General features: G+C 61.2%; 14 protein-coding genes and 1 tRNA gene. 6 read left to right on the top strand and 9 right to left on the bottom strand.

The features are described 5' to 3' along the window. The first annotated feature begins 64 nt into the window (after positions 1 to 64). Positions 65 to 154 (top strand) — tRNA-Ser (locus R1T45_RS13775). Between the two features lie 114 nt (positions 155 to 268). On the opposite strand, the gene R1T45_RS13770 is transcribed toward R1T45_RS13775, so the two are convergent. The 4 genes from R1T45_RS13770 to R1T45_RS13755 all read right to left on the bottom strand — a co-directional run bounded on the left by R1T45_RS13770 (position 269) and on the right by R1T45_RS13755 (position 4,050). Beyond that, on the bottom strand, positions 269 to 559 hold the full coding sequence (locus tag R1T45_RS13770; RefSeq protein WP_132443405.1) for a hypothetical protein: 291 nt from the start codon (positions 557 to 559) through the stop codon (positions 269 to 271). A 435-nt stretch (positions 560 to 994) separates the two neighbouring features. Beyond that, positions 995 to 1,591, bottom strand: a complete 597-nt coding sequence (locus tag R1T45_RS13765) for a L,D-transpeptidase (protein ID WP_386283378.1) — start codon at positions 1,589 to 1,591, stop codon at positions 995 to 997. Between the two features lie 111 nt (positions 1,592 to 1,702). Continuing rightward, positions 1,703 to 3,340 carry an FAD/NAD(P)-binding protein gene (locus R1T45_RS13760; RefSeq protein WP_317389339.1) on the bottom strand — a complete coding sequence of 546 codons (1,638 nt, stop codon included), beginning with the start codon at positions 3,338 to 3,340 and terminating at the stop codon, positions 1,703 to 1,705. A 140-nt stretch (positions 3,341 to 3,480) separates the two neighbouring features. Then, positions 3,481 to 4,050 (bottom strand): YcbK family protein, encoded by a 570-nt coding sequence (locus R1T45_RS13755; protein WP_120351067.1) that lies wholly within the window; start codon positions 4,048 to 4,050, stop codon positions 3,481 to 3,483. A 331-nt stretch (positions 4,051 to 4,381) separates the two neighbouring features. Between R1T45_RS13755 and R1T45_RS13750 the strand changes: the two genes are divergently transcribed. Genes R1T45_RS13750 through R1T45_RS13735 form a run of 4 tightly spaced genes read left to right on the top strand, consistent with a single transcriptional unit; the run spans position 4,382 to position 8,627 of the window. Continuing rightward, positions 4,382 to 5,998, top strand: a complete 1,617-nt coding sequence (locus R1T45_RS13750) for a murein L,D-transpeptidase (protein WP_317389338.1) — start codon at positions 4,382 to 4,384, stop codon at positions 5,996 to 5,998. Between the two features lie 34 nt (positions 5,999 to 6,032). Further along, a complete protein-coding gene (locus R1T45_RS13745) occupies positions 6,033 to 7,124 on the top strand; it encodes a UDP-3-O-(3-hydroxymyristoyl)glucosamine N-acyltransferase (RefSeq protein WP_317389337.1) in 1,092 nt (363 codons plus the stop codon). A 32-nt stretch (positions 7,125 to 7,156) separates the two neighbouring features. Beyond that, positions 7,157 to 7,414, top strand: a complete 258-nt coding sequence (locus R1T45_RS13740) for an acyl carrier protein (RefSeq protein WP_007119669.1) — start codon at positions 7,157 to 7,159, stop codon at positions 7,412 to 7,414. A gap of 4 nt (positions 7,415 to 7,418) precedes the next feature. Then, positions 7,419 to 8,627 carry a beta-ketoacyl-[acyl-carrier-protein] synthase family protein gene (locus tag R1T45_RS13735; protein ID WP_317389336.1) on the top strand — a complete coding sequence of 403 codons (1,209 nt, stop codon included), beginning with the start codon at positions 7,419 to 7,421 and terminating at the stop codon, positions 8,625 to 8,627. A gap of 74 nt (positions 8,628 to 8,701) precedes the next feature. Here the strand turns inward: R1T45_RS13735 and R1T45_RS13730 are convergent, their stop codons facing one another. Further along, positions 8,702 to 9,352: an invasion associated locus B family protein gene (locus R1T45_RS13730; protein ID WP_132443400.1), complete on the bottom strand. Its 651-nt coding sequence runs from the start codon at positions 9,350 to 9,352 to the stop codon at positions 8,702 to 8,704. 468 nt (positions 9,353 to 9,820) lie between these two features. On the opposite strand from R1T45_RS13730, the gene R1T45_RS13725 reads away from it, so the two are divergent. Then, on the top strand, positions 9,821 to 11,362 hold the full coding sequence (locus R1T45_RS13725; protein WP_317389335.1) for a helicase HerA-like domain-containing protein: 1,542 nt from the start codon (positions 9,821 to 9,823) through the stop codon (positions 11,360 to 11,362). 73 nt (positions 11,363 to 11,435) lie between these two features. Here the strand turns inward: R1T45_RS13725 and R1T45_RS13720 are convergent, their stop codons facing one another. Genes R1T45_RS13720 through R1T45_RS13705 form a run of 4 tightly spaced genes read right to left on the bottom strand, consistent with a single transcriptional unit; the run spans position 11,436 to position 15,350 of the window. Further along, positions 11,436 to 12,740, bottom strand: coding sequence for a branched-chain amino acid ABC transporter permease (locus R1T45_RS13720; protein WP_120351072.1), 1,305 nt, complete (start codon positions 12,738 to 12,740; stop codon positions 11,436 to 11,438). Next, entirely contained in the window at positions 12,737 to 13,747 is a 1,011-nt protein-coding gene (locus R1T45_RS13715) for a branched-chain amino acid ABC transporter permease (protein WP_067628635.1), read from the bottom strand. The genes R1T45_RS13720 and R1T45_RS13715 overlap by 4 nt, the downstream gene beginning before the upstream one ends. A 2-nt stretch (positions 13,748 to 13,749) precedes the next feature. Further along, positions 13,750 to 14,571 carry an ABC transporter ATP-binding protein gene (locus R1T45_RS13710; RefSeq protein ID WP_317389334.1) on the bottom strand — a complete coding sequence of 274 codons (822 nt, stop codon included), beginning with the start codon at positions 14,569 to 14,571 and terminating at the stop codon, positions 13,750 to 13,752. Next, the gene (locus R1T45_RS13705; RefSeq protein WP_067628634.1) at positions 14,568 to 15,350 is read right to left on the bottom strand and encodes an ABC transporter ATP-binding protein; all 783 of its coding nucleotides are present in this window, start codon (positions 15,348 to 15,350) and stop codon (positions 14,568 to 14,570) included. Before R1T45_RS13705 ends, R1T45_RS13710 begins: the two co-directional genes overlap by 4 nt. Positions 15,351 to 15,463 lie beyond the last annotated feature (113 nt).

Genomic DNA, 15,463 nt, shown 5'->3' with positions numbered 1-15,463 from the left:
ATCTGTCTTGGGGGGATTTCGCTCTTGCAACTCACTGTCCCCCCAAGCTAAACCGCGCATCAACGGAGCGGTGGCCGAGTGGTCGAAGGCGCACGCCTGGAAAGTGTGTAGGCGGGAGACCGTCTCCAGGGTTCGAATCCCTGTCGCTCCGCCATTTTCCCCTTTTTTTGAGAATATAGTTTTTCAGCCCGTCTGGGCCGTTCGCTGGTGCATGCAAGAAAGCCCGGCACCTCTCGGTCCGGGCCTTCTCAGTCCTATTCACGTCGGCTCAGCGGGAGTCGTTACCCGCCCCAAAACCGCCATAGGCAAAACCTTCGCCCAAGCTGCTCTGCAAGCCGTTGGTTGAGAAGGTGGCGACAGGCGCGCGATCATCCGAGAATGTTTCTAACCGAAGGTCTGCGGCGCGTTCGTTGGGACGGGTGGCACCGGCCTGCTCAGCGTAGACGACGCCAGAGGTCACGGAGGTATCGAGCCGCAGGTCTTCGTAGCGGGTCGACTGACCGGCAAGGCTGGCAGTGGCGATCAAAGTGGCGGCGGCAGTTACAATAAAGAGTTTCATTTTCAGGTCCTTTCAGGTTTTGGAAAGGGCGGCGGCTTACTCGCTCTGGGGAGAGGCGGGGAGGTCGGGAGGCCCGTTCGATACATTGATATTAAAGGGTGACAGTGCGCTGTTACAAAGCAACTCGGCTCACCGCGCCGTGTCAAAGCGAGACGCCCCGCGATTGAACCGTAACAATTGGCGGTCACTGTCCAACGGACTGGTTAGTATAGGTTTTTATCACTCTCAAACGCTTAATGCGCACTGCAAATAGGGGCCAGATGCCCCCTTCAAGCCCTGTTGCAGACCCGTCGCAGGAACGTGTCCCACGCCGCTGCGCGGCCTGCTCCTCAGCCCGTGTAGAATGTTTCAATCTTTGCGTTTGGTTTGGCGGCAAAAAGATGCCCAAAGCGGATATTCTCCGCTCCGGGCACTCTGTTTGTACTGCGGGATCACTTAGCCCAGCGGCTCGTAAAGCACCACACGGGTGTTCATCGGCACCCGGTCATAAAGCTCGGCCATCTGGTCGTTCACCAGACGGGCGCAGCCGTTGGAGACGCGCTTCCCCAGCGTGCTGGGATCGTTGGTGCCATGGATCCGCAGAAAGGTGTCGCCGCGCTCTTCGGTAAAGAGGTAGAGGCCGCGAGACCCAAGCGGGTTGTCCAGACCGCCATCCATACCATCGGCGTATTTCTCGTATTTCTCCGGCTCACGGTCGATCATATCCGGCGTCGGGGTCCAGCTTGGCCATTCTTTCTTGGCGCCCACGTAGAACTCACCGGATTCGTAGAGACCGGGGCGACCGACGCCCACGGTGTAGCGCCATGCCATATTGTCGGGCAGCGTCCAGTAGAGCGCGAAGTTATCGGGATCGACGTGGATCTCATAGGGCGGCGCGCCTGCCGCGATCGGCACTTTGCGCGGCATCATCTCTGGCGGCACATCATAGTTCGGCATTTCCTTGGGCGGATGCGCCAATGCGGGCGTGGCGAGGCCGCCGCTGAATGCTGCGCCGCTGGCTGCTATACCGGTGATAAAATGTCGTCTTCTCATTGCGTCTTTCCCCTATTCTTCAATCTCGTGTTGAAGGGGAAACCGTTTCAGGGCCGGGCTGTTCCATCATTATAACGGGATCACAAACTGTTGTAGCTTTTCAACAGCGCTTTAGGCCGACAGTCTCTCAATCACGCCCTGCGCCCAACGGTCGGCGGATTGGCCAAAGCAATCATGCAGCGAATCCACCGCCGTCACGCTGCCAAGCGCCAAACGGCCCAATAGGCACAGGCCGGGAACGGGGTGTCCGCCTTGGTCACATAGGGTGCCGTCGGGCGCAATCGCCGCGGCCAGATCGGTTGAAACCGGCGCGAGAAAACCCCGCGTGATAAGGTCGGGCAGGGGCGGGCCCTTGATGTTGGAGAGATCCGGCGCGGGAAGCACCGCGTCGATAATAACTGAGACTTTCGCCTCCCGCCCTTGTGAGCGGAGGGTCCAACCTTGCTCTGTCTCCGCGATTTCGGGGTTCATGGTGAGCGCCAGATCAACCAATCCCGCGTCAATCAGGGCCAGCAGTTCTCGCGCCGACGACAGGGGCGGCCCGTAAGAATACCGCTTCAGCCCCTCGTCGAAGTCTATCAACCGCTTTGCCGTCTCCGGGGTTGCGTGGCCCGGATTAAAGGCGGCGCGCCATTGATCCTGCCATTTGCGCCAAACCTGCCCTAGCGCGTAGCCGGGGCTTGGTGCGACCTCTCCGGCGGCTAGGTCTATCCCATAGCGCAGGGCGTCCATCGGGGGCAGACGGTCCTGCGCGCCGGGGTCTGACCATTCCGTTTCCAGCCAGTCCAAGACCTCCGCCTCGCTCACATTTTGCGGCCCAAGGATGCGGGCCACCACGGGCACCAAGACCCCAGAGATAAGCGAGGGTGCCACCTCAGGCCCCGCGCTGACCGCTGCCGTGGCGGCTTGGGTGAAACGGGCGGTCTCCTCCGGTGATGGCTCGAAAAACGCGTCGAGGGCGGCATTCCCCGGTTTGGGGAAGGGCGGCTGACCGTTGAGCGAGAAGGGCAGAATGCGCCTCGGCTCCCGGCCCGAGGCGTGATAGCCCGCCGCATCGAAACCGCCGCCCTGCGCCGTGGTCAGGCTGCGCAACACGTCATAGGTCGACAGACCCAAGCCCCGGATGGCGACTTGCTTGCCCTGCCAGCCCGCCGCCTGTTCACCGAGCGCTGCCGCAGGATAGGCCTGCGCGACCTCCGCCTTGGTCTGCGCCGCGTGATCTTGCCAACCGGCCCATTGCGCGTCCGCCTCTACGGGCGGCTGGCCGAGGGTGAGAAGGACCTCGTTATAGACTGCCTCCGCGCCGGACTTCGATTTCACACGCCAGCCTGAGTCTTTCCGCGAGATCCGCGAGACTTGGGCCGGGATTAGCCTGAGCATCGCGCCGGTTTTCTTAAAACCCTGTGCAAAAAGATCGTCCCAACGCGCGTTAAGGTAGCGGCCCATATCGGCGCGGGATGGGAAACTGTCGGGATCGATGGGCTTGTCTTGCCACTCCGCAAAGCGCCCCACGGTCGTTCCTTGCGGCGGCCGGATGGCGATATCGCGGTATGGGATGTTGAGCAGACAATAGGCCGGCTCTGATGGGGCGAAGTTTGGTCCGGCGCCGGGGTAGGGGCCGGGCTCGTAAATATCGATCTGCACGCGGCGGTCGGTGGTCTTGAGGCGCTGTGACAGGGCCTCCAACGCGCCAAGGCCCCGTGGCCCGAATCCGATCACCGCAATTCGCGCTGTACCCTTTGGCTGCATGTCGCTCCCCGGTCTTATTCCAGCGCGACCGTAGAGCCGCACCATCGCAGGGGAAAGCCCGCGCGCAACAAAAGCGCGCTAAAAAAAAGGCACCCGAAGGCGCCCTTAACAAACCACTCATTTCACCGGAGAGGCTGCGATCAGCCGCCCCAGCTGCGCACCGAGCCGCAGTCCATATGGGTGAAGTTGGAGCCGGAATAGCGCCCAACACCGCCGCCGCCGCAGGCCATCGCCGCACGGGCCACCTGATGCACCGAGCGCGATGCGAGGCGCAGGTCAGCGGCCTGACCTTTGAGGTGCAGCGAGTTCTTGGCCACACCGCTAGAGCGGGAGCGCAACATCGCGTTGGTCTTTGGGCTGCGGTAGCCGGACAGGAGCATATAGGGCTCATTCACATCCAGCAGGTTATGCGACGCGGCCATGATGTCGACGGTACGCAGGTCCATGTTGGTGACCTCATCCGTCCGCCAATCGCGCATAAAGTGGTTGATCTCGGCAAAGGCGTCTTTGATATAGTGACCTTCGATCCAATAGATCATGTCCAGCCGTTCGCCTGTGCGGCCGGAGAACATGCGGATGCGGCGAATATCGCCAGCGCCACGCAGAAAACCTGCCGCGTTAGAGAAGGTGGGAGCTGCTGCAACGGTGGTTGCTGCGAATGCACCCAGAAGGGCGCGTCGGGTCATACCCGAGGAGCTTGTGCCTGTCATGTGTCTCTGTCCCGTCGTCTGCCTAAGTTACCCAAGATGTTACATGGGCCATTCATCTCATCCCCAGATGCAACATTGTTATTGCATAGCGGGAAAATCTGACCAAGGGCTGAATCGGAAAGGTTCCCGAGAGGTACAAATTTAGGCAAGTTTTTGCGCAATGTGGTTAAAAAACCCAATGTTTACAGGGAAAACCGATGCCCGATGCGCACAGACCAAAACCAGATTTCCCTGCGAACGGAAATTTGAATGGACTTGCGCGTCTTATTATTGGCAAACCGGGCAGGCAATAGGGTCGCTCGGCGGCAATGGTAAATTCACGGGGAACGACATGGGATTCAGCGCGACATCTTCACGGCATCTGCCCAATCTTATCGCGGGGCTGGCCCTGATGATCACGGCGTTGATCTTTGCCGCGCCCGCCACGGCGCAGGTCACTGCCTTCAAACAGGCGGTCGCCGAGGCCGCCGCGCAGGACGATGATATCGCTGCTTTCTACCGCGAAAATGACTACGCCGCGATCTGGACCGGCGCCGCCGAGGAACACCGTGTGCGCCGTTCGGAACTGCTGCGGGCGATCACCACGGCGGATGACCACGGCCTGCCGGTGACGCGCTATAACCCCGATGCCGTTCTGGACATGCTGCGCAACGCGCAGAGCCCGCGCGACCGGGGATTCGCCGAAGTTGAACTGAGCCGCGTCTTCCTGCGCTACGCTCGCGACATACAGACCGGCGTGCTGATCCCCAAGCGGATCATCAGCCAGATCGTGCGTGAAATCCCTTACCGTGACCGCAAGACCTATCTGCAAGACCTGCCCAAATCCACTCCCGCTGCTTATTTCCGCGCCCTGCCGCCGCGCAGCCTCGAGTATAATGCGCTGCTCAAAGAGAAAATCGCGATGGAAAAGCTGCTGTCGCAGGGCGGCTGGGGCCCATCGGTTCCCGCAGGCAAGCTTGAGCCGGGCGATACTGGCAATGACGTGATCGCACTGCGCAACCGTCTTATCGCCATGGGCTATCTGGAGCGGTCCAACGCCGTTGGCTATGACGCCAGCCTCACCGATGCCGTGCGCCAGTTCCAAGAGGCCCATGGGCTGAACACCGATGGTGTCGCAGGTCCGGCCACGATGAAGCAGATCAACATCGGTGTAGAGCAGCGGCTGCAATCGGTCATGGTGGCGCTGGAGCGCGAGCGGTGGTTCAACACCGACCGCGGCAAACGTCATATCCTTGTGAACATTCCCGACTTCTCGTCCAAGATCATCGACGACGGCAAGACCACTTTCCAAACCCGCTCTGTCGTCGGGGCCGCACGCGAAGACCGCCCGACGCCCGAATTTTCGGATGTGATGGAGCATATGGTGGTCAACCCAAGCTGGTACGTCCCACGCTCGATCATCGTTGGGGAATACCTGCCGCAGCTTAAGCAGAACCGTAATGCGGTGAGCCATATTGAAATCACCGACAGAAGTGGCCGGAAGGTGAACCGCGGTGCCGTGAATTTTAGCAAATACACCGCGCGGACCTTCCCCTTTTCCATGCGTCAGCCGCCCAGCAACACCAATGCTCTGGGTCTGGTGAAGTTCATGTTCCCCAACAAATACAACATCTACCTTCATGACACCCCGGCCAAGAGCCTGTTCGACCGCGACGTGCGCGCCTTTAGCCATGGCTGTGTGCGTTTGGCCGAGCCGTTTGAGTTTGCCTATGCGCTTCTGGCACGGCAATCGGCAGACCCTGAGGGGGAGTTTCAGGCCGTGCTGCGCAGCGGGCGTGAAACGCGGATCGTCTTGAAAGAGCCGGTCCCCGTGCATCTGATCTACCGCACAGCCGTCACCAACGCCCGTGGTCACACCGAATACCGCGATGACGTCTATGGCCGGGATGCGCTGATCTGGAACGCGCTGGCCAAGGCGGGGGTGGCCTTGCGCGGCGTTCAGGGGTAACTCTCGGGCGCGCAACAAGTAAGGGCCGCCCGAAATGACCTATAGTGTTCAGCAAATCGCCAAAGCCGTCGGCGCCAGCGCCGAGGGCGACATCGAACTCAAGGTCAGCGGCGTTGCCGAACCGGCCAGTGCCAAACAGGGTCAGATGGCGCTGGCGATGGACCCGCGCTATGCCAGCAGCCTTTCTGAGGGTGCCGCCGAGGTGGCGATGCTCTGGGAAGGCGCGGATTGGCGGGCTCTGGGTCTCAAGGCGGCAATCTTGCCAAACCGTCCGCGCTATGCGCTTTCCGGTGTGACGCGCATGCTCGACAAAGGGCAGGGGTTCAAGCCGGGCATCCATCCTACAGCCGTGATCGACCCCGAGGCCGTGCTTGGCGATGATGTCTCGGTCGGGCCGCTGGCGGTGATCTCTGCCGGGGCGCGGATTGGCGCGGGCAGCGTGATCGGGCCCCTGTGCTTTGTCGGCGTGGATGCGACATTGGGCGAGGGCTGTTTCCTACGAGAACACGTCAGCATCGGCGCGCGCGTCACCATCGGCCCACGCTTCATTGCGCAGTCCGGCGTGCGTTTGGGCGGCGATGGTTTCTCCTTTGTGACGGCAGAGCTGTCCACGGTCGAAAAAGCCCGGCAAACGCTGGGCGATCAGGGCGACGCCGCGCCACAGCCTTGGACCCGCATTCATTCGCTCGGCGCGGTGACCATCGGCGCGGATGTTGAAATGGGCATGGGCTCCACCATCGACAATGGCACCATCCGGGATACCCGCGTGGGCGATGGCACGAAAATCGACAACCTTGTCCACATCGGCCATAACGCGGTGATCGGCAAAAACTGTCTGCTTTGCGGGCAGGCCGGGGTCGGCGGTTCGACCCGCGTGGGCGACAATGTCGTGCTGGGCGGGCAGGTCGGTCTGGCCGATAACATCACCATCGGTGACCGGGTGATCGCGGGCGGCGGGACGGTTGTGTTGTCCAACGTGCCCGAGGGCCGGACCATGCTGGGCTACCCCGCCACGCAGATGAGCAAACAAACCGAAATCTACAAAGCACTCCGCCGTCTTCCCAAACTGCTGCGTGATGTCGCGGCCCTGCAAAAGGTGGTTTCCAAAGCCGACAAGGCTGACTAAACCTGCCGCGGACATATGTGAGGGACGCCGCCATGAGCACTCAGGATCAGGTCATCACCATCCTCGCCGAACAGGCCATGATAGAGCCGGAAGATGTCACGCTCGACAGCACGCTGGAGGATCTGGGCATCGACAGCATGGGGGTCGTCGAGAGCATTTTCGCCATCGAAGAGACGTTTGACATCAACGTGCCGTTCAATGCCAACAGCCCCAGCGAAAGCGATTTCGACATCTCGACCGTGCGCAGCATCGTCGCCGGGGTGGAGCGGCTGAAGGCCGAACAGAGCTGAGCGGATGAAACGCGTTGTCATCACAGGTGCCGGCACGATCAACGCTTTGGGCTTGTCGGTGCCAGAGACACTCGCCGCGATGCGCGAAGGCAAATGCGGCATCGGCTCGCTCGAGTTCCGCGATGTCGAGCGGTTGGCCATCCGTATCGGCGGGCAAGTGCGCGGGTTCGAGGCCGAAGGGCGCTACAACCGCCAGCAGATCGCCCTCTATGACAGGTTCACGCAGTTCACCCTCGCCGCCGCACGCGAAGCGATTGAGCAGTCGGGGCTGACCTTCACCGATGAGTTGGCCGCCCGCGCCGGTGTGGTTCTGGGCACGGCGGGCGGTGGCGTGTCCACGTGGGACGATAACTACCGCGCGGTTTATGAAGAAGGCAAAAATCGGGTGCATCCCTTTGTAGTGCCCAAGCTGATGAACAATGCCGCCGCTAGCCATGTCAGCATGGAGTGGAACCTGCGTGGTCCGTCCTTTACCGTGTCGACCGCCTGCGCGTCGTCCAACCACGCCATGGCGCAGGCTTTCGCGATGGTCCGCTCCGGCATGAGCCCGGTGATGGTGACGGGCGGATCGGAATCCATGCTCTGTTTTGGCGGGGTGAAAGCATGGGAAGGGCTGCGCGTGATGAGCCGCGATGCGTGCAGGCCCTTCTCGGCCAACCGCAATGGGATGGTGCAAGGCGAGGGCGCGGGGGTCTTTGTCTTCGAAGACTATGACCACGCGCGGGCACGGGGGGCCGAAATCCTTTGCGAGGTTGGAGGTTTCGCCATGACTTCGGATGCCAGCGACATCGTCATGCCTTCCAAGGCCGGGGCCGCGCGGGCCATGCAGGGTGCGCTGCAGGATGCGGGGATCAACCGCGAAGAGGTCGGCTATATCAATGCTCATGGCACCGGGACGGCGGCCAACGACAAGACCGAATGCGCCGCCGTGGCGGATGTTTTCGGCACCCATGCGGATCGGTTGATGATTTCCTCCACCAAGTCGATGCACGGCCATGTCATCGGCGGCACCGGCGCGGTTGAGCTTTTGGCCTGTATCATGGCGCTGCGCGATGGGGTGATCGCCCCCACCATCGGCTATGAAGAACCCGACCCGGAATGCGCCCTAGACGTGGTGCCCAATGAGGCGCGGGAGGCGCAGGTCGATGTGGCGCTCAGCAATGCCTTCGCCTTTGGCGGGATGAACGCCGTCTTGGCGCTGCGCCGCACCTGATCCCAGAACCGGCAACGAAAAATGCCGCCCCCGAGGTCGGGAGCGGCATTTAAACTCACGTCAACAGCAGTGTCTTACTGCTCGATCACCGACACTTCGTCATAGCCCGCGGTGAACCCGTCGAGCGAGAGTGTCAGTTTCACTTCTTGATCCGGGGCAAGGGCGGGCACGATGGTCAGCACCGCTTGCTTGCCGCGTTTGAAGGCGCCGATATCGGCATCGGTCAGACCCATGCGCACGTAGCAGCCCACCGGGTTGCAAAAGGCATAGGGATAGCGGCGGGCTTTGCCACCGTCGACCGACAGGGTCAGCTGTGCGGGCAGGGCGGTCTCAAGCGGGACAACAACCGTGGCACCGGCTTTGGCCTGACCACCATCAGGCAGACGGAAAAGCGAGACTTCGGCAACCGGCGCGCCTTCGCCATCAGCGAGGAGCTGGTACATCTGGCAGGGGTCGACCTCTTCCTCGGTCTTGATGCAGCGCATCTCCCAAGAGCCGATCTCTTTCTTGGTGTAGGGCTTGCCCAGTTCGGGGTCTTTGTCCGCGTCTTCGCCAAGGCTCAGCTGTTCTTCGATCTGGGCGGCATTGCCGCTGGTGCCGGGCTGGGGCTGCTGCTCTTCGGTCTGTGCTGGCTCTTCTTCCGTGGCGGTCTGGGCGAAAGCCGTCATTGGGGCCGTCAGTGCAAGCGCTGCACAAAGCGGCAGGGCGGTCATAAACTTGCTCATGTCATATCCACATTTGTTGCGTTACCGCCCCTTACCACGCCGCCGCGGGATTGTCAGTGGCCATGGCCGCATTTCAATCATGGTTCGGGCAATTTCATGCCGACCTGCGCGGGGGCGGTTTCCCTACGTTCTCAAGGGTTTAGGCGGCACAAATGCAAAAGGGGACGCAGCGCGCCCCCTTTCCGTGTACTTTCTCCCCGTCGGACTGGGCCGACTTATTAATGCCACGTTAGGCAAGCAGGTGATGCCGGTCAACAGGAAAAATGCGACAATCTGTCAGGGGCCCGCGACAGTCCTTGGCAGAAAAAGGGCCGCACCCGAGGGCGCGGCCAAGTCTAACAGGGAGGAAGTACACCCACCCGAAAGAAGGACATGCGGGCGGGGTGCCTTCACTATGGCGCGCAAAGGTTAAGTTTGTATGCTCTAGTGGAACGGACGAATGGCTAAATTTGACAGAAAGGCCCCAGCGTGAGCAGTGACATCTTTATCGGCGGCGGCGGTCCCGACCATGCGACCAAGCAATTCCTCGACCTCGGCTATGCCAACCGCCACGGGCTGATCGCAGGGGCGACGGGCACGGGCAAGACGGTGACGCTGCAAATCCTTGCCGAGGGTTTTGCCAATGCCGGAGTGCCGGTGTTTCTGTCGGATGTGAAAGGCGATCTGTCCGGCCTTGCAGTCGCGGGAAGCGAGACCGCCAAACTGCATGTCCCCTTCACCGAACGCGCGGCAAAGATCGGCTTTGACGACTATGCCTATCAATCCTTTCCGGTGACCTTTTGGGATCTTTTTGGGCAGCAGGGCCACCCCGTCCGCACCACCGTTTCCGAGATGGGCCCGCTGCTGATCGCCCAATTGCTCAGCCTTTCCGAGGCACAGGAGGGCATCCTGAACATCGCCTTTCGCGTGGCTGACGAAGAGGGGATGCCCCTTTTGGACCTGAAAGACCTGCAATCCCTGCTGGTCTGGGTGGGCGAGAATGCAAAGGACTTGGCGCTGCGCTATGGCAATGTCTCGACCGCGTCGGTGGGCACGATCCAGCGGCGGTTGTTGGTGCTGGAGAACCAAGGCGGCGCGCAGTTGTTTGGCGAACCGGCGCTGGCGCTGTCGGACCTCATGCGCTGCGATGCCGAAGGCCGCGGACGGATCAACATCCTCGCCGCCGACAAACTCATGGCCTCGCCCAAGCTCTATGCCACCTTCCTGCTGTGGCTCATGTCCGAGCTTTTCGAGGAACTGCCCGAGGTCGGCGACCCCGACAAACCGAAGCTCGTGTTCTTCTTCGACGAGGCGCATCTGCTGTTTGACGACGCGCCCAAGGCGCTGGTCGACAAGGTAGAGCAGGTGGCACGCCTGATCCGCTCCAAGGGCGTCGGCGTCTATTTTGTCACCCAAAACCCGGCCGATGTGCCCGACGATATCTTGGGCCAGCTTGGCAACCGCATCCAACACGCGCTGCGCGCTTTTACGGCGCGCGACCGCAAGGAACTGCGCCAAGCCGCAGAGACCTACCGCGAAAACCCGCGTTTCGACACCGAAGAGGCGATCCGCGAGGTCGGCGTGGGCGAGGCGGTGACCTCTATGCTGCAACGCAAGGGCGTGCCGGGCGTGGTGGAGCGCACCTTGATCCGCCCGCCGTCTTCTCGGCTGGGGCCAATCACGGTGGCAGAGCGTGCGGCGGTGCTGGCGGAGTCCGATCTGGCGGGGAAATACGAGACCATTCAAGACCGCAACTCGGCCTATGAGATGCTGAAGGCCCGCGCGGAAGCGGCGGCCAAAGAGGCCGAGAAAATCGAAGCCGCCGCCGAGGCAGAGGATGAAGCCGCCCGCGAGTTTCAAAAGGCCCGCCGCTATGGCGGGGCGCGCAGCGGCGGCGGCAGCCGGTCGGGCCGCAAGGCATCAGACGGGTTTGGCGATGCCATCGCAAGCGCGGTGATCAAAGAGCTGAAAGGCACCACCGGGCGCCGTATCGTACGCGGCATCTTAGGCGGCTTGTTCAAAGGGCGCTGAGAGGCTGGACAGACAAAAAAGGGGCGCGGTAGCAATACCGCGCCCCTTTTCGTGAGGGGATCTCACCCACAGCTTACCGCTCGGGGATCAACCCGCGTGGGCTGAAGCGTAGCACCAGCAGCAGCACGACGCCCATGGTCAACAGCCGCATATGCGCGGCGCTCTCGATCAGATGCGCCTTCAATGCCGAGCCTTCGGACATGCCAGCGGTGATCAGGCTCATCAGCCACAGACCCATCGGTTCGACCTGCACCCAGAGGAACCAGATCAGGAAACCACCCAAGATCGCGCCGAAGTTGTTGCCCGACCCGCCAACGATCACCATCACCCAGATAAGGAAGGTAAAGCGCAGCGGCTGATAGGTACCCGGCGTCAACTGGCTGTCCATCGTGGTCATCATCGCACCCGCAATGCCGCAGATGGCAGAGCCGAGGATGAAAACCTGCAAATGCCGCGCGGTGACATCCTTGCCCATGGCTTCAGCCGCGACTTCGTTGTCACGGATTGCCCGCAGCATCCGACCCCAAGGGGAATGCAGCGCACGCTGGCTCATCCACAGCAAAAGGATCAGAACCGCCGCGAAAAGCGCGATATAAAGCAGTTTTACCCAAAGCGTCGAGGCTTCCACCGGGTCAAACCCGAAGCCGGCGGCGCGTTCCACAAAGGAGGTGCTGTTCTGCAGATCGATCTCATAGGGCACCGGACGGGGCAGGCCGATCACGTTTTTCACGCCGCGGCTCATCCAGTCTTCGTTTTTCAGCACCGCGATGATGATCTCGGCAATCCCCAGCGTGGCAATCGCCAGATAGTCCGACCGCAGGCCAAGCGCCGTCTTACCGATCAGCCAAGCCGCCCCCGCAGCAAAGAGACCACCCACAGGCCAAGAGATCAGCACCGGCAGGCCAAGACCACCAAGATAGCCGGTCTGCGCGGGGTTGATCGCCTCGACAGCCTCAACCGCAGGATCGAGCAGGGCGCGGAAGATGAAGAAACCGATGACCAGCACCGCGATCACCGCAAGGGTGCGCGCCGTGCCGGGGGCCATGCGTTTCATCAGCATGACCGCCGCCACCACGGTGCCCGCCCCAAGGGCCAGCGCCCCCAGAATGGCGAAACCACCGGTGGACCAAGCGCCCTCGGTCGGGGGCATGGAGACCAGCACAGCCGCCAGACCACCCAAGGCGACAAAGCCCATGACGCCGACGTTGAACAGCCCCGCAAAACCCCATTGCAGGTTCACCCCAAGCGCCATGATCGAAGAGATCAGGCCCATGGCGATGATAAGCAGGGCAGAGTTCCAGCTTTGGGCAAAGCCAGTGTAGATGATCATCAGGGCGATGATCCCGAAAAGGATCGTGTTTTTCACAGTCTGGGTCATACCGATTTCCCCTTGAACAGGCCGGTGGGCTTGATCAGCAGAACGATCAGAAGAATGACGAAGCTGACCGCAAATTTGTAATCCGTGCTCATAAGCTGCACCAAGCCGTCAGGCTGCAGCCCTTCGGGCATCACATAGCCCAGCACCTTTTTCCACGCATAGGTAATCGTGACTTCGCTGAATGCGATCACGAAACCGCCCGCGATCGCCCCCACCGGAGAGCCAAGCCCGCCGACGATGGCCGCCGCGAAGATCGGCAACAGAAGTTGGAAATAGGTGAAGGGTTTGAACGACTTATCAAGGCCGTAAAGTGTGCCCGCGATAGTCGCGAGTGCGGCCACGATCATCCATGTGATCATCACCACGCGCTCGGGGTTGATGCCCGACAAAAGCGCCAGATCCTCGTTGTCGGAATAGGCGCGCATGGATTTGCCCGCGCGGGTCTTGTTGAGGAACCAGAACAGCACGGCCACAACGATGATCGCGGTGATGATGGTGATGCCTTGGGTCGTCTTGAAGGCCAGACCTTCGCGCAGGCCGGTCATCTCTTTGAAATCCCGCGCCGACATGATGAAGCGCTGCCCGTCGAGGAAGTTCTGATCGTCCGCGCCAATGATGAAGCGGGTGATGCCGTTATAGATAAAGGTCACACCGAGGCTGACGATCACAAGGATCACCGGCTTGGCCTTTTGCTCGCGGTAGAATTTATAGACCACCCTGTCGGTGCCCAGCACCAGCAGCATGGCAAAGGCGATGCCGAAGGGCAGGGCCAGAAGCGCCGTGGGCAGCACGCCGAGGCTGAGGCCCATGGATTGGAACAGCCATGTTATCAGGATCGTCGCCATGGTTCCCATGGCCATCGTGTCGCCATGGGCGAAGTTGGAAAACCGCAGAATGCCGTAGACCAGCGTCACGCCAAGCGCGCCAAGCGCCAGCTGTGAGCCATAGGCGATGCCCGGAATGAGCACATAGTTCGAAAGTGCAATAATTGCGTTGAGCAGATCCATGTTCAGCCCCCCAGAAACGATTTGCGGACTTCAGGATCGGCCAAAAGCTCTTTGCCGGTGCCGGTAAAGGCGTTCGCCCCCTGCACAAGCACATAGCCTTTGTCCGCGATCTCAAGCGCTTGACGGGCGTTTTGTTCGACCATCAGGATCGGGATGCCGGTGCGGGCCACCTCGATGATCCGGTCAAAGAGTTCGTCCATCACGATGGGCGAGACACCCGCTGTCGGCTCATCGAGCATCAGAACCTTCGGCTGCGTCATCAACGCCCGGCCCACGGCGACCTGCTGGCGTTGACCGCCCGACAATTCGCCCGCCGCCTGATTGCGCTTTTCCTTGAGGATCGGGAAGAGGTCATAGACCTGCGCCATCGTATCGCGGAAATCATCACGGCGGATGAAGGCCCCCATCTCTAGGTTCTCTTCGACCGTCATTGAGGTAAAGATGTTTGAGGTCTGGGGCACAAAGCCCATGCCCTTGGCCACCCGGTCTTGCGGGCTGAGATTGGTGATATCCTCCCCATCCAGCCGCACATGGCCTTTGCGCATGTCGAGCATACCAAAGACCGCCTTCATACCAGTGGATTTGCCCGCACCATTGGGGCCGACGATCACGGCGATTTCGCCGCGATCCACTGCGATGGTGCAGTCATGCAGAATGTCGGGGCCCGCGCCGTATCCGGCGGTCATGCTGTCGCCGATCAGAAAGGGGCCGCCGGGGGCGGGGTGAGTTTTGCCGCTGGCCTTGGGCATGATGCTGCCTTGGCCCTTTGCGTTGCCGACCGACCAATCTTTGTTGCCGCGGTCGCCGTAGGGTTCATTGCTCATGCGCCTACCTTGTCCTTGTTCTTCAGGCCGGTGCCGAGATAGGCCTCGATCACCTGCTCGTTCGCCTTGATCTCATCCAGCGTGCCTTCGGCCAGCACGTGGCCCTCGGCCATGCAGATCACTGGATCGCAAAGGCGGCCAATGAAATCCATGTCATGCTCGATGACGACGAATGTGTAATTGCGTTCTTGGTTCAGGCGGATGATGGCGTCGCCGATGGTGTTGAGCAGCGTCCGGTTCACGCCCGCGCCGACCTCATCCAGAAAGACGATCTTGGCATCCACCATCATGGTGCGGCCCAGTTCCAGCAGCTTTTTCTGGCCGCCCGAGATCTGACCGGCCTTTTGCTCGGACAGATGTTCGATGGTCAGGAATTCCAGCACCTCATCGGCCTTGGCTTTCAGTGCGCGTTCCTCATCGGCGATGCGCTTGGTACCGAACCATGTGTTCCACAGTGTTTCGCCCGACTGGTTGCCCGGCACCATCATCAGGTTCTCACGGCATGACATCGACGAAAATTCATGCGCAATCTGGAAGGTGCGCAGCAGCCCTTTATGGAACAGCTCATGCGGGGGCAGGCCAGTGATGTCTTCACCGTCCATGGTCACCCGGCCCGAAGTGGGCTGCAGCACGCCTGCGATAACGTTGAACAGCGTGGTTTTACCCGCGCCATTGGGGCCGATCAATCCGGTGATCGATCCCTTTTCAATCGACAGGCTTGCCCCGTCGACGGCGTGAAACCCGCCGAAGTGTTTGTGTACGTCGTCTACGACGATCATATGTCCATCCCCGTGTCCGCCACCTTGTGGCTGGTTTTTATTGGTCGTCTTGCGGTGGGCCGCGCATATCCGCGCTGCCTTACCTGTTTACAGTCTGCTGAGATTCTTGGAAG

Source organism: Sulfitobacter sp. LC.270.F.C4, from assembly GCF_032922545.1.
Lineage (GTDB): Bacteria > Pseudomonadota > Alphaproteobacteria > Rhodobacterales > Rhodobacteraceae > Sulfitobacter > Sulfitobacter profundi.
This window is presented reverse-complemented; position numbering and strand designations above follow the sequence as displayed.

Excerpts from the sequence above, each read along its gene's own strand:
- R1T45_RS13770 (WP_132443405.1), bottom strand. The coding sequence starts at position 559 with ATGAAACTCTTTATTGTAACTGCCGCCGCCACTTTGATCGCCACTGCC.
- R1T45_RS13765 (WP_386283378.1), bottom strand. The coding sequence starts at position 1,591 with ATGAGAAGACGACATTTTATCACCGGTATAGCAGCCAGCGGCGCAGCA.
- R1T45_RS13760 (WP_317389339.1), bottom strand. The coding sequence starts at position 3,340 with ATGCAGCCAAAGGGTACAGCGCGAATTGCGGTGATCGGATTCGGGCCA.
- R1T45_RS13755 (WP_120351067.1), bottom strand. The coding sequence starts at position 4,050 with ATGACAGGCACAAGCTCCTCGGGTATGACCCGACGCGCCCTTCTGGGT.
- R1T45_RS13750 (WP_317389338.1), top strand. The coding sequence starts at position 4,382 with ATGGGATTCAGCGCGACATCTTCACGGCATCTGCCCAATCTTATCGCG.
- R1T45_RS13745 (WP_317389337.1), top strand. The coding sequence starts at position 6,033 with ATGACCTATAGTGTTCAGCAAATCGCCAAAGCCGTCGGCGCCAGCGCC.
- R1T45_RS13740 (WP_007119669.1), top strand. The coding sequence starts at position 7,157 with ATGAGCACTCAGGATCAGGTCATCACCATCCTCGCCGAACAGGCCATG.
- R1T45_RS13735 (WP_317389336.1), top strand. The coding sequence starts at position 7,419 with ATGAAACGCGTTGTCATCACAGGTGCCGGCACGATCAACGCTTTGGGC.
- R1T45_RS13730 (WP_132443400.1), bottom strand. The coding sequence starts at position 9,352 with ATGAGCAAGTTTATGACCGCCCTGCCGCTTTGTGCAGCGCTTGCACTG.
- R1T45_RS13720 (WP_120351072.1), bottom strand. The coding sequence starts at position 12,740 with ATGACCCAGACTGTGAAAAACACGATCCTTTTCGGGATCATCGCCCTG.
- R1T45_RS13715 (WP_067628635.1), bottom strand. The coding sequence starts at position 13,747 with ATGGATCTGCTCAACGCAATTATTGCACTTTCGAACTATGTGCTCATT.
- R1T45_RS13710 (WP_317389334.1), bottom strand. The coding sequence starts at position 14,571 with ATGAGCAATGAACCCTACGGCGACCGCGGCAACAAAGATTGGTCGGTC.
- R1T45_RS13705 (WP_067628634.1), bottom strand. The coding sequence starts at position 15,350 with ATGATCGTCGTAGACGACGTACACAAACACTTCGGCGGGTTTCACGCC.